Annotated in this window: 16 protein-coding genes and 1 tRNA gene; 11 read left to right on the top strand and 6 right to left on the bottom strand. The window is 43.6% G+C overall.

Annotated elements, in window-relative coordinates:
• The first annotated feature begins 375 nt into the window (after window positions 1-375).
• The 3 genes from EAE92_RS16410 to EAE92_RS16420 all read left to right on the top strand — a co-directional run bounded on the left by EAE92_RS16410 (window position 376) and on the right by EAE92_RS16420 (window position 2,668).
• A complete protein-coding gene (locus tag EAE92_RS16410; protein WP_214068864.1) occupies window positions 376-1,629 on the top strand; it encodes a dicarboxylate/amino acid:cation symporter in 1,254 nt (417 codons plus the stop codon).
• Between the two features lie 386 nt (window positions 1,630-2,015).
• Complete coding sequence (locus tag EAE92_RS16415; RefSeq protein ID WP_040149197.1) at window positions 2,016-2,234, top strand: hypothetical protein; 219 nt, start codon at window positions 2,016-2,018, stop codon at window positions 2,232-2,234.
• On the top strand, window positions 2,234-2,668 hold the full coding sequence (locus tag EAE92_RS16420; RefSeq protein ID WP_214068865.1) for a type II toxin-antitoxin system VapC family toxin: 435 nt from the start codon (window positions 2,234-2,236) through the stop codon (window positions 2,666-2,668). The genes EAE92_RS16415 and EAE92_RS16420 overlap by 1 nt, the downstream gene beginning before the upstream one ends.
• Window positions 2,669-2,911: 243 nt before the next feature.
• Here EAE92_RS16420 and EAE92_RS16425 read toward each other — a convergent pair.
• Window positions 2,912-2,986: transfer RNA gene (locus tag EAE92_RS16425), tRNA-Arg, on the bottom strand.
• 189 nt (window positions 2,987-3,175) lie between these two features.
• Between EAE92_RS16425 and mlaA the strand changes: the two genes are divergently transcribed.
• Window positions 3,176-3,931 (top strand): phospholipid-binding lipoprotein MlaA, encoded by a 756-nt coding sequence (mlaA, locus tag EAE92_RS16430; protein ID WP_036812382.1) that lies wholly within the window; start codon window positions 3,176-3,178, stop codon window positions 3,929-3,931.
• Between the two features lie 78 nt (window positions 3,932-4,009).
• Here mlaA and fadL read toward each other — a convergent pair whose 3' ends face one another.
• Window positions 4,010-5,338, bottom strand: coding sequence for a long-chain fatty acid transporter FadL (gene fadL / locus EAE92_RS16435; RefSeq protein ID WP_214068866.1), 1,329 nt, complete (start codon window positions 5,336-5,338; stop codon window positions 4,010-4,012).
• Window positions 5,339-5,922: 584 nt separating this feature from the next.
• On the opposite strand from fadL, the gene fadI reads away from it, so the two are divergent.
• The 3 genes from fadI (at window position 5,923) to sixA (ending at window position 10,295) form a co-directional block, all read left to right on the top strand.
• Window positions 5,923-7,233 (top strand): acetyl-CoA C-acyltransferase FadI, encoded by a 1,311-nt coding sequence (gene fadI / locus EAE92_RS16440; RefSeq protein ID WP_214068867.1) that lies wholly within the window; start codon window positions 5,923-5,925, stop codon window positions 7,231-7,233.
• Window positions 7,233-9,416, top strand: coding sequence for a fatty acid oxidation complex subunit alpha FadJ (fadJ, locus tag EAE92_RS16445; RefSeq protein ID WP_214068868.1), 2,184 nt, complete (start codon window positions 7,233-7,235; stop codon window positions 9,414-9,416). The genes fadI and fadJ overlap by 1 nt, the downstream gene beginning before the upstream one ends.
• Window positions 9,417-9,812: 396 nt before the next feature.
• On the top strand, window positions 9,813-10,295 hold the full coding sequence (gene sixA / locus EAE92_RS16450; protein WP_214068869.1) for a phosphohistidine phosphatase SixA: 483 nt from the start codon (window positions 9,813-9,815) through the stop codon (window positions 10,293-10,295).
• Window positions 10,296-10,341: 46 nt separating this feature from the next.
• Here sixA and smrB read toward each other — a convergent pair whose 3' ends face one another.
• Complete coding sequence (gene smrB / locus EAE92_RS16455) at window positions 10,342-10,875, bottom strand: endonuclease SmrB (protein ID WP_105398847.1); 534 nt, start codon at window positions 10,873-10,875, stop codon at window positions 10,342-10,344.
• A gap of 237 nt (window positions 10,876-11,112) precedes the next feature.
• Here smrB and hutI point away from each other — a divergent pair, with 237 nt between their 5' ends.
• From hutI to hutC, 3 genes are all read left to right on the top strand, one after another.
• Window positions 11,113-12,351, top strand: a complete 1,239-nt coding sequence (gene hutI, locus EAE92_RS16460; protein ID WP_214068870.1) for an imidazolonepropionase — start codon at window positions 11,113-11,115, stop codon at window positions 12,349-12,351.
• Between the two features lie 18 nt (window positions 12,352-12,369).
• On the top strand, window positions 12,370-13,326 hold the full coding sequence (gene hutG / locus EAE92_RS16465) for a formimidoylglutamase (RefSeq protein WP_214068871.1): 957 nt from the start codon (window positions 12,370-12,372) through the stop codon (window positions 13,324-13,326).
• Between the two features lie 105 nt (window positions 13,327-13,431).
• Window positions 13,432-14,163 (top strand): histidine utilization transcriptional repressor HutC, encoded by a 732-nt coding sequence (hutC, locus tag EAE92_RS16470; RefSeq protein WP_214068872.1) that lies wholly within the window; start codon window positions 13,432-13,434, stop codon window positions 14,161-14,163.
• Between the two features lie 11 nt (window positions 14,164-14,174).
• On the opposite strand, the gene EAE92_RS16475 is transcribed toward hutC, so the two are convergent.
• Window positions 14,175-14,816, bottom strand: a complete 642-nt coding sequence (locus EAE92_RS16475; RefSeq protein ID WP_214068873.1) for an HAD family hydrolase — start codon at window positions 14,814-14,816, stop codon at window positions 14,175-14,177.
• A gap of 112 nt (window positions 14,817-14,928) precedes the next feature.
• Window positions 14,929-16,203 (bottom strand): FAD-dependent oxidoreductase, encoded by a 1,275-nt coding sequence (locus tag EAE92_RS16480; protein WP_214068874.1) that lies wholly within the window; start codon window positions 16,201-16,203, stop codon window positions 14,929-14,931.
• A 245-nt stretch (window positions 16,204-16,448) separates the two neighbouring features.
• On the opposite strand from EAE92_RS16480, the gene EAE92_RS16485 reads away from it, so the two are divergent.
• Window positions 16,449-17,048 carry a TetR/AcrR family transcriptional regulator gene (locus tag EAE92_RS16485; protein ID WP_214068875.1) on the top strand — a complete coding sequence of 200 codons (600 nt, stop codon included), beginning with the start codon at window positions 16,449-16,451 and terminating at the stop codon, window positions 17,046-17,048.
• Between the two features lie 57 nt (window positions 17,049-17,105).
• Here the strand turns inward: EAE92_RS16485 and EAE92_RS16490 are convergent, their stop codons facing one another.
• Window positions 17,106-22,007: a non-ribosomal peptide synthetase gene (locus tag EAE92_RS16490; protein ID WP_246545256.1), complete on the bottom strand. Its 4,902-nt coding sequence runs from the start codon at window positions 22,005-22,007 to the stop codon at window positions 17,106-17,108.
• Between the last annotated feature and the right edge of the window lie 11 nt (window positions 22,008-22,018).

The raw sequence follows: 22,018 nt of genomic DNA on the forward strand, positions 1-22,018 counted from the left end.
TAGTTAATAATATCTTATGATTAAGTTGTTCTCAAAACGCTCATGTATCAAAAACTTGTTAATTTTTTCAATGTAATACTTAATGGATTGAAAAATAAATGTTCTTCAAGTAAATAATATTATTAAATGGAAAGTTTTAAATAACTTATGAGATGATTATCGGTTCAATCATCTTAGTGAGGTTATTGATTGTGTGTTTATGTGATCTATATCTTGAAAAATTGTGTGTTAATTTTAATTTTTTGTGAAAAAATGATGAAAATTTACTTTATGTGTTATATGAATGAAGACATAAGGTACATTTAACAATAACTACACCGTTCTAATAAGAATAAATAGAATCTGATTTTACACTATGGATTAGGGAATTAAGAAGTGAAGAAAAATTTACTAAAAAGCCTTTATTTTCAAGTTTTGGTTGCAATAACTATCGGCATACTTTTGGGGCATTTCTACCCACAGCTTGGGGCAGAAATGAAGCCATTAGGTGATGGATTTGTCAAATTAATCAAAATGGTTATTGCTCCTGTTATTTTCTGTACCGTTGTGACCGGTATCGCAGGTATGGAAAGTATGAAAGCTGTTGGCAAAACAGGCGCTATTGCATTGGTATATTTTGAAATAGTTAGCACAATTGCTTTGATTATTGGGCTAATTGTTGTCAATGTTGTACAGCCTGGTGCGGGGATGAACATTGATCCCTCTACATTAGATGTTAAAGCGGTATCCCTATATGCGGAAAAGGCGGCTGAACAAGGGATAATCGCATTTTTACTTGACGTTATTCCGGCTAGTGTCATCGGAGCGTTTGCCAGTGGCAATATTTTGCAGGTCCTACTATTTGCTGTGTTATTTGGTTTCGCGCTTCATCGTTTAGGAGAGAAAGGGAAACCAATCTTTAATATTATTGAAGGTTTTTCTCATGTTATTTTCGGCATTATCAATATGATAATGCGATTAGCTCCTTTAGGAGCTTTTGGTGCAATGGCATTTACCATCGGGAAATATGGTATTGGTACATTGTTACAATTAGGACAATTAATAGTTTGCTTTTACATCACCTGTATTCTTTTTGTGGTATTTGTTTTAGGAACAATTGCTAAAGCCACAGGGTTTAGCATATTCCGATTCATTAATTACATTAAAGAAGAGCTATTAATCGTATTGGGAACATCGTCTTCTGAATCTGCATTGCCGCGTATGTTAGATAAAATGGAGAAAGTGGGATGCCAGAAATCTGTTGTTGGTTTGGTGATACCGACGGGATATTCATTTAATCTGGATGGGACCTCTATTTACCTGACAATGGCTGCGGTATTTATTGCTCAGGCAACGAATACTCATATGGACATTGTGCATCAAATAACGCTATTAGTTGTATTGCTTTTATCCTCTAAAGGTGCTGCTGGTGTAACAGGTAGTGGGTTTATTGTATTAGCTGCGACAATTTCCGCTGTTGGGCATTTACCACTAGCGGGGCTGGCATTAATTTTGGGAATAGATCGTTTCATGTCAGAAGCAAGAGCTTTAACAAATCTGATTGGCAATGGTGTTGCAACGATTGTGGTAGCGAAACGTTGTCGTCAGCTTGATGAAGGCAAATTAAACGAAGTGTTAAATGCTAAATAAGCAAATCTTTGGGTTTTTATCTATTCGATGATTAATAAAATAATGCCGGCTTTTAACCGGCATTATTTTCAATTAATGAAGACCAGTCATCAATTAATACTATTCTCCTGCTAAAATGAATATGTAACTTACTTTCAATTGATTGATAATAGTGAGTTATAATGTAATTCAAAAAAAGATTCTATATAAATTATTTCATATTATTCATGATGAAATATATCGAGTTATTTTAGGATGATGTTTTATTTTTATTATTTGAAATTTTTAAGAAATAGAGACTTACTTGTTTATTGGTAATTATGCCAAGATAAATACAGTATATACTGTTGACAACATGCAAAGATGCGAATATCTTTACTTTTTATATTTAGTAAAGAGGTGTTTGTATGCCAATAGTTAGCCAAAAAAGGCAGGTGACGTTACCGCTGGAGCAATGTTTGATAGCTGGCATTCAGCCAGGTGATGAATATGAGAGTTTTGTCAGCCGAAAAGGGGTCATTTCAATTGTCACAAAGCGCAAAGGTGCCGCGAAGGGGATATTGAAGGGTATCTTGGCCGATCACCAGGTGAGTGAAGAAGAATCACTTGAGAGTGGCATGCACTGATGATTGCGGTAGACACAAACGTCTTACTTAGGTATCTGCTGCAAGATGATGCGAACCAATCTCAAAAGGCCAATGCACTCTTTGAAGGTAATCAAAAAATCTTGATCACAGATGTAGTCTTAGTTGAGACAATTTGGACATTGAGGGGCAAGCGTTACTTGCTGCCTAAAGAGTCGCTGATAAAAGTGTTGCATAGGCTCATTGAAGAGCCTAATGTTGTCTTCGAAGATGGTCATGCGCTCTGGTGTGCATTGGATGACTATATCAATGCAAAACCGATTAAATGCGGAGGCAAGACTAAGCAGGCCGACTTTGCGGACGCATTGATAGTGAATAAGTCTCAGCGGTATGGAATAAAAAACAAAGAGTCGGTTTCACCGCTTTATACATTTGATAAAGCTGCATTGGAGATTGACGGTACAGAAGAGCCTTAGAAGAAATAGAGTTATGGTGGAGTTACGATCTTTAAATCATCTTGAAACCGTCGTCTACAGGTTCATCTAAATAATCGATTGACAGCTCCAGAGATATAAAAATAAGCCTCATCAACTATCTGGTGGGGTTTTTTATGCTTAATGTGACTCGACAGACATACAAACATCTTCTACGACAAAGGTGGGGAAGAGCTGTTTTAAAGAAATTCCGTTAGCGAAAGGTTATGTTTATTAGCATTAGAGTGGCGTCCCCTGCTGGAATCGAACCAGCAATTAGCCCTTAGGAGGGGCTTGTTATATCCATTTAACTAAGGGGACATAGCTTTATTATAACGGCTTTTCATTCATAATATAAGGCGTTATAAACTGTTTGCCTATTTAGTGATCGCTTGAATTGAGTACCATTCAAGTTAGATTGTCAGTAATATTGACATTATTGATGATCATCGGCGAGTCGTGCAACAAACTAATTTGCCGGATCTAGAAGGTTATTACTTGGAGAGATGTATGAAGTATCGTTTGGGCGGAATTGCTCTTACCGCCGCATTACTAGTGGGATGCGCTAATTCATCTGATACTGTTGAACAGGGGCGTTCAGACCCATTGGAAGGTTTTAACCGTACAATGTTCAACTTTAATTATGATGTTCTTGACCCTTATGTTTTACGTCCAGTCGCGGTAGCGTGGCGTGATTATGTGCCGATGCCTGCTCGAAATGGTTTGGGTAATTTTCTGAGTAATCTCGAAGAGCCGGCTAGTATGGTAAACAGTTTCTTGCGTGGTAATCCATATCAGGGAATGAAACATTTTAATCGTTTTTTCCTGAACACCATTTTGGGTATGGGGGGGCTGATTGATGTTGCAACGATGGCAAACCCCAAATTGGCAAAAGAAGAGCCAAAACGCTTTGGGAGTACTCTGGGCTATCATAAGGTGGGGTATGGCCCTTATGTTGTATTACCGGGCTATGGCAATTTCACCCTACGTGATGAAGGGGGAAACTGGGCGGATATGACTTATCCAATGCTGAGTTATCTGACTATTTGGATGTCAGCCGGCAAGTGGGCATTTGAAGGGATTGAAAACCGTGCTCGTTTACTGGATTCTGATGGCTTGTTGAAGAACTCGTCAGATCCTTATTTAATGATGCGTGAGGCTTATTTCCAGAGCCATGATTTTATGGCAAGCGGAGGTAAACTGGAAGCTACGAAAAATCCAAATGCTGAAGCAATACAGGATGATTTAGATAGTATTGATGATTGATAACTCCTTATTTGGTTTTTAACCGCGTAGATAAAAAAGGATAGCAATGTCGCTATCCTTTTTGAGAGTGGCATATTATTAGAATGCGTAGTTGAAGTTCACACCATACAGCCAGGCAGTGCCTTTAGCGCTGAATTCGTATGGTACGTTAGTTGGATCAGATTTGTTATCAGATAATCTCTCTTTGACAGTGACTTTCTGACCATGCATATACGAAACGCCTACATCAACGGAAGCGTCTTTGTTAAATGCGTAAGTTGCACCCGCACTCAGCCAGAAACGATCTTGATCAGGGATGGAGATAGAACGGTTTTCAGCCGGAATCGGGCTGTCATCAAAGGCGATACCCGTGCGGAATGTCCAATTGTCATCGTGATAATAAGTCGTACCTAAAGCAATACGGTAGGCATCTTTGAAGCCTTCATGTTTACTAAACAGAACTGAACCATCTTTTTTTCTGGTCCCTTTCAGTTCATCGAACTCACTCCAGCCTGCATATGCCAGGCTATAGTGGATAGCCCATTTAGGTGCTACGCGGTTGTAACCGGAAATCTCCCAGATATCCGGCAAATTGAGATCCAATTTACCGCCAACGGTTTGGCCTCCAGTAGCAGGTAAAGGCACTCCCGCTCTTTCCAGCATTGGACCTAGCGCAACAGGTACGTCATTTTTATAATCACCGTCTTTAAACTTAATTTTAACTTTAGAACGATAAGTCAAGCTGTAGCGGTTATTTTCATCCACTTCATACATGATGCCTGCGTTCCAGCCATAGCCCCAATCTTTACCTGACAGATTAGCAACTTCATCTGTTGGTTTTATGGCGCCTCGCAGTTTCTGTGACAGAATACCCGCATGACGGACGATTTCTGCATCCGCATAAACAGCGTTCAGCCCTAAACCAAAGCTAAAGTGATCATTCAGCTTATAAGCACCGCTTAAGTTGAAGTTTAATGTTGTCAGGTCAGTTTTACCGCCGATAGGGCCTGCTTCATAGTTATTGCTAAAATCCGTTGCCAGGCCGAAGTTGGTAGTGACCGAAGTACCAACAAACCATTGATCATCGATTGGCATAATGAAATGTAGGTTAGGTATCCAAGCGGTAGGCGCAATATTTTTAGCGTTAGTACTTTTGCCCGTTATTGGGGATTTACCGGTAATATCAACATCTGGGTTGATATAGATGGCGCCAATAGAAAATGATGGGCGATCAAACAGCGTCATTGCTGCTGGGTTACGGCTTCCTACCGTTGCGTTATCAGCGACAACGCCTTCCCCGGAAAAAGCGCGGCCCAAAGCCGAGGTAGAAAATTCATTTAACTGGAAACCAGCAGCGCCAGCGTTGGATGAAATTATAGCCACTGCAACCGCTAATGCTGAACGGGTGAACAGGTTTTTCTGGTTCATAACCAAAACCCTCTTGTTTATTATTTAACTATGCCACTTAATCTTAGCAAGGAGCGCAGGATTGTAGGGTCGGTTTGTCTCGCTGACAAATCAGACCAGTCGTGAAGTATAGGTCTGATAACAGTTGGTGTTGCAAGAATGTTTTCAAAATATTACCAAGTTGATATCAAAAACGCGACTCAGTTAACAAAAAAATGATTTTTGATATTAATAAAAACGTTTAAAAATGATTTTTTAAGATCAAATTTCGGCAAATAAATATTCTTTAGGGGGTAGGACGAGTTTCCCGGTAGTTTAAGAGAGATAAAATATTAAAATTCATTATGAATATTTTAGTAATGAAATTGTGACTGGGGTAATAGGCTAATTTCGCATAAAAGCTTGCGAACATGTTCGAATAAGTATTGAAACCATTTAGCCATTAAAAAAATTAAAGTTGCGCTTCCTCTCATTTTTGATTTATTCAGGTTTGCTATTTATAAACATTACGCTAACAATGATCTATCAGGTCAGACCTGTCCAGATTGGTTGAAAAGTTTTTTCAGTAATTTGATTCAGTTAACGATAATCTTTCAGGAGCCGTTATGAGTCGTCCTTTAACAAAAGTGACACAGCAAGGTGATCGTATCGCCATTGTCAGTGGGCTGCGTATTCCATTTGCTAAACAGGCAACATCGTATCACGGCATCCCGGCTGTGGATTTGGGTAAATCAGTCGTCAGCGAACTTGTGACTAGGAGTGGTTTACTCCCTGAAAAGATTGACCAACTGGTGTTTGGGCAAGTAGTGCAGATGCCGGAAGCGCCGAATATCGCCCGTGAAATCGTTCTTGGTGCTGGGTTAAGTGTGAGTACTGATGCTTATAGTGTATCCCGTGCGTGCGCCACTAGTTTCCAGGCGATTGCCAATGTGGCTGAAAGCATTATGGCTGGCTCGGTGAATATCGGGATTGCCGGCGGAGCGGATTCCTCGTCTGTATTGCCGATTGGTGTGACTAAATCCCTAGCTCGTACTTTGGTGGATATGAATAAGGCTAAAACGCTATCGCAACGCCTTAAACTACTTAGTCGCCTTAAATTTCGCGATTTATTGCCTGTATCTCCGGCGGTAGCGGAATATTCGACAGGTCTGCGTATGGGAGATACCGCAGAACAGATGGCGAAGACTTACCGTATCAGTCGAGAAGATCAGGATGCGTTAGCACACCGCTCCCATATTCTGGCGGCGAAAGCTTGGGAACAGGGATTGTTGGCTGATGAAGTCATGACAACTCACTTCCCACCGTACCGTGAAGCGCTGCTTGAAGATAATAATATTCGTAGAAATTCTGTACTGACCTCTTATGCGAAGCTGCGTCCGGCATTTGACCGTAAGTACGGCACGGTCACTGCTGCAAACAGTACACCGCTGACAGATGGTGCCGCGGCGGTCATATTGATGCGTGAATCAGTGGCTAAGGCGTTGGGAACAAAACCGCTCGGTTATCTGCGTAGCTATGCATTTTCAGCCATTGATGTTTGGCAAGATATGTTATTAGGGCCGTCATACGCCACGCCAATAGCGCTTGATCGTGCAGGTATTACACTAAAAGATCTAACTTTAATCGATATGCATGAAGCTTTTGCGGCTCAGACACTGGCAAACCTGAAAATGTTCGCCAGTGATGAATTTGCTCGTAATAAATTAGGGCGTGCTCAGGCAATTGGTGAAGTCGATATGGACAAATTTAATGTTTTAGGCGGTTCAATCGCTTATGGGCACCCATTCGCAGCGACAGGAGCTCGTATGGTGACGCAAGTACTGAATGAGTTGCGTCGTCGTGGCGGTGGGCTTGGGTTGACTACCGCTTGTGCTGCTGGCGGGTTGGGCACGGCTATGGTATTGGAGGTGGAATAATGACTCAGGCTCAGCATGATGCGGCACCCATCACTACGGGTACAAACCAAACTGCTTCCGTTTTCAGTTTTGATATCAGGCCGGATAAGATCGGCGTTATCACCATTAATGTGCCGGGAGAAAAGGTAAATACGCTGAAAGCAGAATTTGTTGATCAGTTTCTGAATGTTTTCAAACAAGCTCAGCAATCTTCGGGTCTTAAAGGATTAATATTGATTTCCGGTAAACCGGATACGTTTATTGCCGGTGCCGATATTTCTATGATTGCCGGATGTAAGACCAAAGAAGACGCGCGCGATTTGGCTGAAAAGGGTCAGAAACTATTTTCCCAGATAGCTAATTATCCCTTGCCTGTCGTAGCAGCAATTCATGGCGCTTGTTTGGGAGGCGGTTTGGAATTGGCGCTTGCATGTCATTGGCGCGTATGTTCACTGGACGATAAAACTCGTCTTGGATTACCCGAAGTTCAACTTGGGTTATTACCCGGTTCTGGCGGTACTCAGCGGTTGCCAAGACTTATTGGCGTCAGTTCAGCGTTGGATATCATTCTGACGGGTAAACAGCTACGGGCGAAACAGGCATTACGGCTCGGGTTGGTGGATGACGCTGTGCCGTTGGATATTCTGCTGGACATTGCTATCGAAAAAGTCAAAAAGGGTATTCCTGTGCGTAAGCCTTTGCCGTGGCAACAGCGGTTATTAGTTGGCCCCTTGGGAAGATACTTTTTGTTTAATATCGTTCGTAAAAAGACATTGGCGAAAACTCGTGGGCATTATCCTGCGCCTGAACGAATTATTGATGTTGTCAAAGAGGGTCTTGAAAAAGGCATGAGTCAGGGTTTACGGGCTGAGGCGGTAGCATTTGGCGAGCTGGCGATGACACGGGAATCTGCGGCTTTACGTAATCTGTTTTTTGCTGCGACTTCGTTGAAGAATGAAACGGGTTCATCAGAGAGACCGGCGGAAATCAAGCGCGTTGGTATATTAGGTGGTGGCTTGATGGGCGGAGGCGTTGCGAATGTAACAGCCACTCGCGGCAAACTACCGGTGCGGATTAAAGATATTAATGAAAAGGGCATTAGCCAGGTATTGAAATATACTTGGGATTTGTTGTCCAAGCGGGTGAAGCAAAAACGACTACGCCCGGCAGAGCGTGCTCAACAAATGATGCTGATTTCAGGAACGACGGATTACCGTGGTTTCGCACAAACCGATATTGTTGTTGAAGCCGTGTTTGAGGATTTGTCACTAAAGCAGCAAATGGTGGCGGAAATTGAAACGAATGCTAAACCAGAGACCATATTTGCATCTAATACATCTTCACTGCCTATCCATCAAATTGCTGAAAAAGCTCAACGACCAGAACAAGTTATTGGTCTGCATTATTTTAGTCCGGTGGATAAGATGCCGTTGGTGGAAGTTATTCCACATCAAGGGACCAGTGAGAAAACGATTGCTACAGCCGTTGCTTTGGCGAAGAAACAGGGTAAAACCGCTATTGTGGTAGGTGATAAAGCCGGATTTTATGTGAACCGGATTCTCGTCCCTTATATTAGTGAAGCCGCTCATTGTCTGGTAGCAGGGGAACCTATTGACCATATCGATGGAGCACTGGTTAATTTTGGTTTTCCGGTAGGGCCGATTAATTTATTGGATGAAGTAGGTATTGATGTTGGCACCAAAATCATGCCGATTCTGGTAGAACAACTAGGCCCGCGTTTTGCTGCGCCTGAATCTCTTGATGCTGTATTGAAAGATGGTCGCAAGGGTAGGAAAAATGGCCGTGGTTTCTATTTGTATGCATCAGAGGCCAGAAAATTCTGGCAGTTTGGTAAGAAAGGCAAAAAAGTTGATAGCTCGATTTATACCTTGCTGAATATAACACCTGAATCGCATATGCTCTCGTCAGAAATCGCTCAGCGTTGTGTGATGCTAATGCTTAATGAAGCTGTTCGTTGTCTGGATGAAGGCATTATCAGAAGTCCGCGTGATGGTGATATTGGGGCGGTATTTGGCATAGGTTTTCCGCCATTCTTTGGTGGTCCATTCCGTTATATTGATAGCCTTGGTTGTGCCAGAGTGGTAGAGATCCTGCGTAGGCTGGAAAGCCAGTATGGAGACAGATTTGTACCTTGTGAATGTTTAGTGAAAATGGCTGAACAGAATAAAAGTTTTTATCCATAGTGGCCTATACTGTATTGATGAAAAAATTAATTCCGGTGTTGTTGAAGCACCGGAATTGTACTGAGTGTTTTTGAATGAAAAGGATCTCTTTATATACCCTATGGATTTCAGATACATCGCGACGGCAAGGGAGTGAATCCCCGGGAGCATAGATAACTATGTGACCAGGGTGAGCGAGTGCCGCCAACAAAGAGGCAACTTGAAGGATAACGGGTATAGATTCAAGCAACATCCATCGGGTTGTTGTTCAACCATTCTATTTATTTTGAGTAGAATGCTTGTTCACCGTGTTTGAAATGTTTTTGTAGTAACAATTTTTATTGTATAACTCAGGTTGAGATTGCTGATATTTGTTAGCGGTAGAATAACTGCATTTACTCATTCATACGGTGGACTATGCAAATTTTTATTATGCGTCATGGTGACGCGGCTTTAGATGCAATGAGCGATGCCGCCCGGCAACTGACTCCTCGCGGTTGTGATGAATCGCAAAAAATGGCTTGCTGGTTAGCACAGCAAAAGCATCAGATTGATCTCATATTGGTGAGTCCTTATATTCGCGCTGAACAGACGTTACAAGTTGTTCGTAAATCTTTATCTTTACCGGATGGTGAAGAAGTGTTGTTGGGGTTAACGCCGTCAGGTGATGCTGCTACAGTGAGTAGTTATCTCCAGTTTCTTGCTGAGCAAGGTCATAACGCTGTTTTAGTTGTTTCTCATTTACCATTAGTCAGCTACTTAGTTGCTGAGCTATGTCCGGCAGAAACACCACCGATGTTTGCGACTGCTGCGATGATATGTGTAGATTTAAATAGCCAGACTGGCAAAGGGACTCTTGTCTGGCAGGTCAGTCCGTCACAATTAGCAGAAAAAGCCTAATAATTCAGCAATGTATATACCTTATGGAAAGATAACGGGTATAGGCTTAAGGCTCATCAAGTTCGATAAGCATCAATAGTGCGGCGTTGCCGCCCCATTCCTTTGGCGCTTGATGGAAGGCTATGATATCTGGGTGTTGAGCTAACCACAGAGGTGTTTGCTGTTTGAGAATGTGTTTTCCGTGGCCGTGCATGATGCAGGCACAATAGACATGTTCACGACGACAGGCAGCGATCAATGCCCCAATTTCCTGTTTGGCCTGCATTTGAGTCAGACCATGTAAATCAAGAAACAGCTCTGGCGAATAGTCACCTCGACGTAATTTCTTCAATTCGTAATGGCTTGTGTCTCCCCTTACGTAACGGGTAGGGCCCTCGGTATCGAGGTTAGGCTGAAATTCATCAGAAAAATAGTAGCTGGCGTCAATTTGCTCTTGCTGGACTCGTTCAGGGGCGATATAGCTGGTTTTTTTTCTTCTGGAAGAATGTAAGACAGTATCCTGGTTAATGCGTTTGGCGCCTGCTACCGATTGTTGAAATAAGTGAATTTCTTCCTCATTCAGGGAGTATTTATTTTTCATCATTGCTCAGTTAATTAAACCATTTTGTGACAAGTGTACTGCATCTTTTTAACTATTAAACCTAATTATGCTTAATGAAACCTGATTTTACCGAGTTTGTGGTTTAAAAATGCTGATAAGAAGGTATATCCAAGTAGTCAATAAAATAATTTGACAATGACCGTTGGTTGGAAAATAAAATGTATATACAACTAAGAACCTGATTTATCAGATACAGACCAATACAGGATGCTAATCATGGCGATAGAACTGCGTGATACTGATATCATCTGGCGCAATGCAAGACTGGCAACAATGGACCCTGCTGTCAATGCAGCTTACGGATTATTAAAAGAATATGATCTTCTGGTACGTGATGACAAAATTTTAGCTATTTTGCCTACCGTAACATTACAGACGAATTGTTGTCAGGTTATTGATGTCCAACAACGCCTGATTACCCCTGGTTTAATCGATTGTCACACTCATTTAGTGTTTGGTGGTAACCGGGCTTATGAGTGGGAACAGCGTTTAAATGGTATGTCTTATGCTGAACTTAGTGCTCAAGGGGGGGGGATTAATGCGACAGTTTCTGCGACTCGGGCCAGTTCTCATGAACAACTTGAGTGTTCCGCGCAGCAGCGTCTTGCTGCATTTATGGCCGAAGGCGTAACCACTATTGAGATTAAATCGGGTTATGGATTAAATCTGGAAAATGAAGAAAAGTTGCTACAAGTTACGCAGAACTTGGCGCGGCATAATCCGATAGAAATCAGCCCCACATTGCTCGCTGCTCATACTTGCCCACCTGAATATAAGCATAATCCTGACGCTTATATGGATCTGATTTGCGAAGATATCCTCCCACAACTCTGGCAAAAAGGGTTGTTTGAGGCAGTAGATGTTTTTTGTGAAAGTGTAGGGTTCAATCTGGCGCAGACTGAGCGGCTTTTTCAGGCGGCACAACGTTGGAATATTCCAGTAAAAGGTCATGTGGAGCAGTTATCTCATTTAGGCGGAAGTGAACTGGTCGCTCGCTATCATGGTCTTTCTGTGGATCATATTGAATATTTGGATCAGGCGGGGGTTGAAGCGCTCAGTCACAGTGATACGGTAGCCGTTTTGCTTCCTGGCGCGTTCTACTTTTTGCAGGAAACACAGCGCCCACCGATTGATTTATTGCGGCAATTTAATGTGCCGATAGCTGTATCTACCGATTTTAATCCTGGAACCAGCCCATTTGCTTCTTTGCGAATGGCTATGAATATGGCATGTGTCCAATTTGGATTGACTCCTGAAGAGGTATGGCTGGGTGTAACCCGGCATGCGGCTTGCGCATTGGGCAGAGAGCAGAGTCACGGGCAGTTGCGTGCGGGAGCTTACGCCGATTTTGTTGTTTGGGATGCGGAAAATCCCGTTGATATTTTCTATGAGTTGGGCCATAACCCTTTGAATACCAGAGTGTTTCGTGGTGTTATAACTCATTCCAATATATAAACAGATAAGGAGCGGTAAATGAATTTATGGCATGCTACTTCGCCGACTATTTGGCAAGGACGAAATGATTTGGCAGAAGCGGATAATGCACTTCGGCTTTTTCAAACAGTTAAACTATCTCCGTATTTTACGCCGGAAGAATTTTCTCACTATATTGCTCTATTAGGGTTTGAATGTGATGAAGGTGTAAAACGTAATCAAGGGAGGCCAGGCGCCAATCAAGGTCCTGATTATTTGCGGCAATCGTTGGCAAATATGGCGAGTCATAAAGGGCATGATCGATTGGTGGACTTGGGAAGTATTCGTGCTAACCCCAATCAATTATGTGAGGCGCAGCAAGCCTTATCTGACGCCGTTACCCAATGCCAGCGTCAGAATGTACGTACTTTGGTATTGGGCGGTGGGCATGAAACGGCTTTTGCTCATGGTGTTGGAATTTATGATGCTTTTCCACACCAACGTGTTGGTATTATTAACTTTGATGCTCATCTTGATTTACGGCGATCGTCGCAGCCCACTTCTGGTACACCATTTCGTCAACTTGCTGAATATTGTCAGCAACATCAACGCCAGTTTCACTATACTTGCATTGGCGCAAGTTTGGCGTCTAATACTCAGGCATTGGTGGATGAGGCAAACCACTTGAATGCCACGATTATTTGGGATGAGCAATGTCGTGAAACTATGCTGGGCAAGGTGCGACAGCAGATACAAGATATACTCCAGCAAGTTGATTTGATTTATATGACGATCGATTTGGATGTATTACCTGCTTATCAGATGCCAGCCGTCTCTGCGCCAGCCGCATTGGGGATGCCATTAGAACGCCTTTTGCAATTAGTTCAGCCAATTTGTCAGAGCGGTAAACTACAGGCGGCTGATTTGGTTGAACTCAATCCAATATTTGATATGCAAGGCATAGGTGGAAAAGCAGCGGCGCGTATTGCCTGGCAATTAGCACATTGGTGGTATTGATTATCTAGAATAACAGTACTATTGTGTTTTTTATTTTGGCGAAGATAGCCTGATAAAGTGAATGTAATTAATCACTTAACATTTTTACAGCATAAGGAATTTATTGTGACGACTCACTTATCAGGATCATTTGCCAAACCTGCGCCTCTGTATGCCAGAGTGAAACAATCCATCATTGAAAAAATTTATACAGGTGAATGGAAATCAAATGATCGTGTTCCCTCTGAAGCTGAATTGGTTAAACAGTTTAATTGTAGTCGTATGACTGCCAACCGTGCGTTGCGGGAATTGACTGCTGAAGGATTATTAGTACGGCTGCAAGGCGTGGGATCGTTTGTCGCTGAACCAAAGGGGCAATCTGCGTTGTTCGAAATTCACAGCATTGCTGATGAGATTTCAGCTCGTTCTCATCAGCATAGCTGTAAAATCTTAAAATTATCCGAGCTGAATGCGGATGTGAAACAGGCCGCTGAATTGGATATTGTCGTCGGTACGCCGATTTACCATTCGATTATTATCCACTATGAAAACGATGTTCCTGTTCAGATAGAAGATCGTTATGTTAATGCTCAAGCGGCTCCTGGCTATTTGCAACAGGATTTTACTAAGCTTACGCCACACGATTATTTGTCAATGATTGCCCCATTAACGGAAGGTGAACACATTGTGGAAGCTATTGCTGGCGATCCTCGATCCTGTAAGTTGTTGCAAATTGAGTCGGAAGCTCCCTGTTTATTAATTAGTCGTCGAACTTGGTCGACTCATTACACTGTTTCCAGCGCCAGGCTGCTATTTCCCGGTAACCGCTATAAATTGAAAGGGCGTTTCAGCTCATAGCGATATCCTTATTATTCACAACTGATTTTTTTCCGTATGAGCTGATAGGGTTGCCATAGATCGTTACCTTCGTAATGAATTAATGCGATTTCACGTATTTTATCCGTCCCATTTATGGCAACCGTATTAGTAAGGGCATTAAATAAAGGGAGGTCAGAGTCAGAATCACCATAAGCAACGCACTTTTCCAAATTCAGCCCATATTCCTGTACATATTTTTTTACTATCTGTAATTTACTTTCAGGCGTTAATATCTTTTCTGGATCAACCGGTTCACGAAAAGGTAAAGCAGGGAAATTTGATGCAACAACGATATCAGCCCCAAATTTTCTTAAGTGTTGGGCAAAGAAATCGGGTGAGAGGGTAATAACCATAGATACTTCACCTTTGGCTCTGATATCGTCAAAAACCTCTTTTATTCCCCCAATCCACGGTGAGGCATAAAAAACTTCGGCAACGTCAACGTATTGCAAGTTTGACCATAAAAACTGTAATTCAGCGGCAAACTCTTTGGTATTGATATCTCCTTGAGAAAATTGTTTTTCTAGCAGATGAAGCTCTGTCAGGCAATTCATTGTACGGGCAATTTCCAGACTTGCCGTGGTTCCTGTGAGAAGAGTGCCATCCATATCAAAAACATGTAATACTTTCATAATAAACCCAGGTAATTTTTTCGTTATAGGGATAGGTAGGTCTGTTTGTGATGGTAAACATATAGGGATTACCTATCTTAGTAATCCCCCGCTTATTCAGCTAGCTCACGGATTAGGCGGCTTTTACTGCCAAGGTCTTAAGAACCGCTGAGGCGGCATAGTGACCACTAATCATTGCAGCAACAATACCCCTGAAAATTCCACAAGCATCGCCTGCAACCCATACAGGATAAGGGGAAGTTTCCAGGCTTAAATCGCCGTCAAGACTGGGATACCAACCGACGCCTTCTAGTGTAGGACCAACGATATGCGTATTCTCGTGATCGATTTCAGGAAATTTTTTAATGATATTACGTAATCCTTGCAACATTTTATCGAATAGCTCTTCGCCATAAATAGATACAAGTTGTGTAATGATGTGGGCATTTCCTGTTAATACATCTTGTACTTTGATTCTAAAGTAAGAATCCTTTTGCTTCATGGCGGAGACAACATTATTGAGTGTTCGGTCCGCGATATCTTCATCGAGAATACGAGTATTAAACCCAACATTAGATCGTCCTGTAGAAGGGCCGTCAGAATGACCGGAAACGGTCCATAAATCTTGGGTTTTTGTTAATACTGTTTCTCCATCCCGGCAAGCACAGAAAGTACGCCATTCAATAACGCCATCATCCGACCGAAATTTTAACTTCGGGTCGAGTTGCTTCATATTTTTAAAGAATGCTAAATCTTCTTGCTGTTCAATGCGGAATCCAACTTCTAGCCGATTGAAAGATTGTTTTTCAACTAGATTAGCAATCTCTAATGGACCAAATCTTCCACTAGCCAAAATGATTCGTCGGCATTCAATTTGATAAGTATTAGCATTATTGTCTCTTAAATTCATAATCAGAGAATCTTTTCCTCTGACGTATTTATAAGACAGGAATTTAGTTTGTGTGATGATATCTGCATCTGCCGTTTGCACCATATCTTCAACAAGATTAATTCTATCTTCAAGAGACATATAATTGGAGGGATAATCTTTTAATACCCATTCTCCGGAACCCACTGTAAAGTCTTTAGGATTTGTTGGAAATGGCGGTGTGTCCAGGCCATATGTATTCAGTGTGGCGCACGTCCATTCATAGGCTTGCCGTAATTCCGGTTCGTTTGGTAACTCCCAAAGTGCACTGGCAGAAGGAAAAAATGAGAATTTTCCGTCAGAAAACAGCCCAGCGCCACCGTGTCCTTCGGTTATCTCAACGAGATTATCTTTATCGCGTTCATGAATAGCTTTGCCATTATCGATTAGTACGACTCGTAAACCTTTTCCTTTCAATTTCTGTACCGCAGCTAAACCTGCTGGGCCAGCGCCAATAATAGCGACATCATATACAGACATTTCTCTCCTCCATTCTTTAGTCAGAATTGATGTTCCTGGGAACATTTTCTATGAGTTGAGCATTGAATTGTTTGTTCGGTTTTACGGAGTACATCCCGTTTTTTACTAGAAATAGCACTCTATTCCGATTACCCTTATTAAATACGAAACTATTGGTATCGAAATTAGAGCGTCTAAACTTGCTTTTCTAGTATTATTTGTCAATACCTAAATATAGGTACTTTTTGCAATAGACGGAGGGAGTTATGAGTGAGCATGAGCGGCTATCCTCATTAAGACGTGGGCGCCCGCGCGATAGTGACACGACAAAAACTGTGTTGAGTGCTGCACTTGTTCTCACTGAAAGTGGACGGATTGCAGATATCACTATTAATCATATTGCTTTATATTCAGGCGTTGCGAAATCGACTATTTATCGTAGATGGCCGAATGTATCAGCGGTTTTAATGGATGCTTTCTTTGATGATATTGAGCCTCTGATTATTTATGACAAACAGATGCCGGTGATAGAATCCATGCGGGTTACCATTAAAAAACTTATTGAAGTGTTGCAAAGTAAGCGCGGGTTGCTGTTCAGGTATCTGTTGGGAGCAGCGCAGTATGATACTGAGGTGAGGGAGGTTTTTATTCAGCGCTGGCTTGAACCACGACGACAGTTAGGAAAGCAGATCATTTTACATGCTATCGAGCAGGGAGAAATTTCTTCTAATACTGATCATGACTTATTGTTAGACTGCATTTTCGGTGCTATTTACTACAAATATATGGTTTCTTTTTCTCCTATTACACCTGAATTTGTCGATAAGGTTATTGATTGTGCGTTTGGTGGTTTGGCTAGGGATTGAATGTTCATTTTGACTAGAAATCTGACGGGCCAGCAAGGCCGGCCCCGTAAACCATAATCAAGTTATATTGATATTATCCTTAATTAATCGCGTGTTGATTATTTTTTCGCTGATAATGGAAACAGCTTCAATAATATTTTCATGATAATAATCATTAAGCAGTGTAATCACTAATGGATTGACTGTCCATTGGGAGATATTATTATCTGATATTTTTGTTATCAATTTACCCATAGCTAATTGAATTTCATCTATGCAATATGGTGTCATTTGGCCTGCTTTAAATAGGGTAATATTGGTATAAGATAATTTCCCGCTTAAATTGCAGTTAGTCATTCTATGTTCAAATGGTATTGCTGCCAAAACTTTATTAATATAGGTATCACTTGCCCCCATTTTTCGCAATTTTACAATGATGGGACCATGTTCACTTGATATAGCTAAGTTATCTCTGAACTCTTTTATCTCATCATTATTGATTATAGTATCTAACAAGAACAATTGAATTTCTTTTGCGCCTAGCTGTTCTAATTGAAATGCAATCTCCATCGCTAATTGCCCACCTAATGACCATCCTAAGATGCGAATAGGTTGATCAATAGAAGTTTCAGTCAGAATTAACTCCCTATAAATTTGAGCTATTTGGTATAGTGAATCTATCTGATTATCTGTACAGAGATTATAATTATCGATGCCTATACAGTTATATGTGCTAGATAAATTATTTGCCAGAAATTCATAGACTTCACTACCTGCATTAGCAGGATGAACCATAAACAGCTTATTTGTTGCCGTTGATTTTGGTGTTAATAAATTAAGCAAGCTGGATTTTGTATTGCCTGTTTCCAACCATTGGGATAACAGAGAAATGCATTTGTAGTTAAATAAAATATTTAAAGGAATATCAATCCCCATTTCATGGCGTATCGCTGTGGTCAGCTTAATTGCCATCAGTGAGTTCCCCCCGATGCGGAAGAAGTTATCATCAATGCTCACCCGCTCCAGCCCCAAGATGGCCTGCCAAATGGTACACAGCTGAGTTTCCAACGCATTGCGGGGTGCGACATAGCTGTCACGATCCCCCCAGACTGGCTCGGGCAGAGCGCGGCGATCCAGTTTGCCATTCAGGGTCAGGGGCACGGATTCAATACGCATAAAACTGGCCGGCAGCATGTATTCCGGCAAGCGGGAAGAAAGATGTCCAGTCAGGCTGTCATCAGACAGTTCCTCTGCCGTCACCAGATATGCCGCCAGTACTTTATGGCCGTTATGCTCATGATCAATCACCACCGCCTGTTTTACCTGCGGGTGCAAAGTGAGTGCGGTTTTAATTTCTTCCAATTCTATGCGGTAACCGCGGATTTTGACCTGAAAATCATTGCGGCCCAGATATTCCAGATTGCCATCCGCTTGCCAGCGGACTAAATCACCAGTTCTGTACAGGCGGGTATAACCGCGAGCCTTGTCTTCTGCGGTGGCAAAGAGATTCGCCACAAAACATTCGGCCGTCAGTTCAGGACGGTTTAAATATCCCCGCGCCAGCCCGGCACCGCCGATATACAGTTCTCCCGGCGCGCCGACAGGAGACGGATTGCCGTGATTATCAAGAACGTAAAGGCGGACGTTATTAATGGCTTTGCCGATATTTGTTGGGATGACCCCAGGCTGATATCTCTTTTCGGTCGCACAAACGGTCACTTCGGTTGGACCATAAGAATTGAGGACATCGCTATGACGGCTGAAATGGTCAAGAAAATCCAGCGAGGGGGATTCTCCGGCTGTTATTAATAACTGCAAGGAAGGTAAGTGCGAGCCGATTAACAGCTTGAGTATGGCTGGCGGTAAGGCAGCGATTTCAATGCCTTCTCGTTGAATGAGTTTTTCAATTGCCGGGGCGTGACGTTCTGTTTCGCTGCAAAGGTAAAGCGTCAGGCCATTAAATAAACTGGGGAAGAGTTCGAAAACAGAACCATCAAACACATAGGCGGCAAACATTAAGGATTTTTTTCTTTTGGCGGCATCAAAAATTTCTGCCTGTGCCGCCGCCATATGAGCCACATTTTTGTGCTCAATCATGACGCCTTTCGGCTGGCCGGTAGTGCCTGAGGTATAAATGATATAAGCCAAATCTGAGGGCTTGTTTACCGATGCCGGATTGTTTACCGGCTGGTCTGCGGTGATTGTCGGGTCATCCGTTGCTATCAGTACCGGTTGTCCTGCGCATGTTTGCGTCTCTGTCGCCAGCGTTGCCAGATACTTTTGCCGAGTGACGACGCAGGGGGATTGGGTATCGTCCAAAACAAACCGAACCCGCTCTAATGGATATTCAGGGGAAATAGGCACATAAGCGCCTCCGGCTTTTAGTACCGCCAAGATACTGATCACCATGTCCAGACTGCGGTCGAGGTAGAGAGCGATGGGGGTATCCGCTTGTATAGGAACATGATGGTGTGGCTGACAGCGTTCACGGATGACATAAGCCAGTTGGTTTGCCCGTTGGTTAAGCTGGCGGTAGGTCAGGGATTCGCCTTCAAACACCAGCGCCACGTTATCCGGCGTGCTTTCCACTTGGATTTCAAACAGTTGTTGCAGGGTTTTATCCTGCGGGTAAGGCGCGTCGGTCTGATTCCAGCGGTGCAACAGGGTATAACGTTCCTGGGCAGACAGGATGTCAATTTCGGACAGCGATTGTGTCTGGTCTGCCACGAAAGCTGCCAGCACCCGCTGATAAATCCCCGCCAGTCTCTCTATGCTGGCCTCAGCAAACAGGCTGACGGCGTAGTTCAGACACCCGGTAATATCGGTTTGCCCATCGGATAGAAACAGGCTCAGGTCAAACTTAGCAGGGCTGTATAACGATTCATCCAGTGTCACCGGCCTGAACGGCAGACGACTGTCTGGCGGATTTTCTTCAAAGTTCTGCAACCCGAACATCACCTGAAAAATCGGATGGCGGGCGGTGTCACGCTCAATATCCAGCGCCTCAACCAGTTGTTCAAACGGCATGTCCTGATGGGTCTTGGCCTCAGTCACCCGCTGATGGGTCTGTTTAATCAGTGCTTCCACACTGGCGGTTTGTTGAAATTGTATCCTTAAGGCCAGTGAGTTGACAAACATCCCAATCAGGGACTGGGTTTGGGCGTGGTGACGGTTATCGGTCGGCGTCCCCAGGACGATATCGTTTTGCCCGGACAATTTTGCCAGCGTGAGATAAAAGGCGCTGAGCAGCACGGTATACAGGGTGGTTTCCTGCGCTTTTGCCAGCGTCCTTAACTGTTCAGACAGCCGGGTGTCCAGTACAAAATTAAAATCCCGTCCCTGATAATTCACCTGTGTGGGTCTGGGATAATCGGTGGGCAGGGCCAGTGATTCGTAGCCGGACAGGGCCTGTTGCCAGTAGGCGAGCTGGCGTTCACCGATGTCGCCCTGTAAATAGTCTCGTTGCCAGGCGGCGTAATCGCCGTAGGTAATCTCCAACGGGGGAAGCTGACTGTCGCGGCCTTCCTGCAAGGAGTGGTAAATCTCCGCCAGTTCAGCCATAAAGATATCGACCGACCAGCCATCAATGGCGATATGGTGCCATAGCATTAATAAGTAGTGCTGACCGGCAAGCTGATAGTGGCGCAGGCGCAGGCTGGGTTCTGTGGTCAAATTAAACGGGGTGGCTATTTCTGCCCGAACCGTGCTCCGCAGCATGTCAGTGTTTTCACAGGGTTGGGATTGGATAACCAAACTGCTGTCCAGCACCTGAGGAGCAATCTGCCCTTCATCATTGCTGCGGTACACCATCTTCATTACAGCATGGCGTTCAGCCAGCCGGTTAATGGCGGCCTCCAACAGAGGCAGACAGGCATCATTATCCAGTTGAGCCAGATAAGGGATATGGTAGGTATCGGAGCCTTGTTCAAATTGCTCGATAAATAGCATCCGCTCCTGAGCGAACGATAAGGGATAACGCTCCCGTGTCAGATGAGGAATAACCGTATAAATCTGCTGTTCCATCTGGGTTGTCAGGCCCGCGATGGTTTTCAGCGCAAACAACTGCGCCAGTGAGACCTCGGTTGCCAGTATGCGGTGGATGGCGGCGGTCAGCTTAATTGCCGTCAGGGAGTTGCCCCCGATACGGAAGAAATTATCCTCGATGCCTACTCGTTCCACACCTAACACGTCCTGCCAAATGGCACACAGTTGTTTTTCCAGCGTATTGCGGGGCGCGACATAGTTGTTACGATCCCCCCAGACTGGCTCAGGCAGGGCGCGGCGATCCAGTTTGCCGTTCAGAGTCAGGGGGACTGCTTCAATACGGGTAAAGCTGGCCGGCAGCATGTATTCCGGTAAACGGGAAGAGAGATGCTCAGTCAGGCTGTCATCAGACAATTCCCCCGTCGTCACCAGATATGCCGCCAGGACTTTATGGCTGTTATGCTCATGGTCAATCACCACTGCCTGTTTTACCTGTGGGTGGGCAGTCAGGGCAATTTCAATTTCACCCAATTCAACGCGGTAGCCACGGATTTTGACCTGAAAATCATTGCGGCCCAGATATTCCAGATTGCCATCCGGCCGCCAGCGGACTAAATCGCCAGTTCTGTACAGGCGGGTGTAACCGAGTGCCTTATCTTCTGCGGTGGCAAAGGGATTCGCCACAAAACATGCGGCCGTCAGTTCCGGTTGGTTCAAATATCCCCGCGCCAGCCCGGCACCGCCGATATAGAGTTCTCCCGGCGCGCCGACAGGAGACAGATTGCCGTGATTATCAAGAACGTAAAGGCGGACGTTGTTAATCGCTTTACCAATGTTTGTTGCAATATCCCCATATTGATACTGCTTTCCTGTCGCACAAACGGTCACTTCTGTCGGGCCGTAAGCATTCAGTATGCCGTTGTGTTGGCTGAAGTAGTCAAGAAAATCTGGAGAAGGTGACTCTCCGGCGGTGACTAATAATTGCAGGGAAGGCAACTGAGCCCCAG

Source organism: Photorhabdus hainanensis (genome assembly GCF_018448965.1).
GTDB lineage: Bacteria > Pseudomonadota > Gammaproteobacteria > Enterobacterales > Enterobacteriaceae > Photorhabdus > Photorhabdus akhurstii.

Excerpts from the sequence above, each read along its gene's own strand:
- EAE92_RS16415 (WP_040149197.1), top strand. The coding sequence starts at position 2,016 with ATGCCAATAGTTAGCCAAAAAAGGCAGGTGACGTTACCGCTGGAGCAA.
- EAE92_RS16420 (WP_214068865.1), top strand. The coding sequence starts at position 2,234 with ATGATTGCGGTAGACACAAACGTCTTACTTAGGTATCTGCTGCAAGAT.
- mlaA (WP_036812382.1), top strand. The coding sequence starts at position 3,176 with ATGAAGTATCGTTTGGGCGGAATTGCTCTTACCGCCGCATTACTAGTG.
- fadL (WP_214068866.1), bottom strand. The coding sequence starts at position 5,338 with ATGAACCAGAAAAACCTGTTCACCCGTTCAGCATTAGCGGTTGCAGTG.
- fadI (WP_214068867.1), top strand. The coding sequence starts at position 5,923 with ATGAGTCGTCCTTTAACAAAAGTGACACAGCAAGGTGATCGTATCGCC.
- fadJ (WP_214068868.1), top strand. The coding sequence starts at position 7,233 with ATGACTCAGGCTCAGCATGATGCGGCACCCATCACTACGGGTACAAAC.
- sixA (WP_214068869.1), top strand. The coding sequence starts at position 9,813 with ATGCAAATTTTTATTATGCGTCATGGTGACGCGGCTTTAGATGCAATG.
- smrB (WP_105398847.1), bottom strand. The coding sequence starts at position 10,875 with ATGAAAAATAAATACTCCCTGAATGAGGAAGAAATTCACTTATTTCAA.
- hutI (WP_214068870.1), top strand. The coding sequence starts at position 11,113 with ATGGCGATAGAACTGCGTGATACTGATATCATCTGGCGCAATGCAAGA.
- hutG (WP_214068871.1), top strand. The coding sequence starts at position 12,370 with ATGAATTTATGGCATGCTACTTCGCCGACTATTTGGCAAGGACGAAAT.
- EAE92_RS16475 (WP_214068873.1), bottom strand. The coding sequence starts at position 14,816 with ATGAAAGTATTACATGTTTTTGATATGGATGGCACTCTTCTCACAGGA.
- EAE92_RS16480 (WP_214068874.1), bottom strand. The coding sequence starts at position 16,203 with ATGTCTGTATATGATGTCGCTATTATTGGCGCTGGCCCAGCAGGTTTA.
- EAE92_RS16485 (WP_214068875.1), top strand. The coding sequence starts at position 16,449 with ATGAGTGAGCATGAGCGGCTATCCTCATTAAGACGTGGGCGCCCGCGC.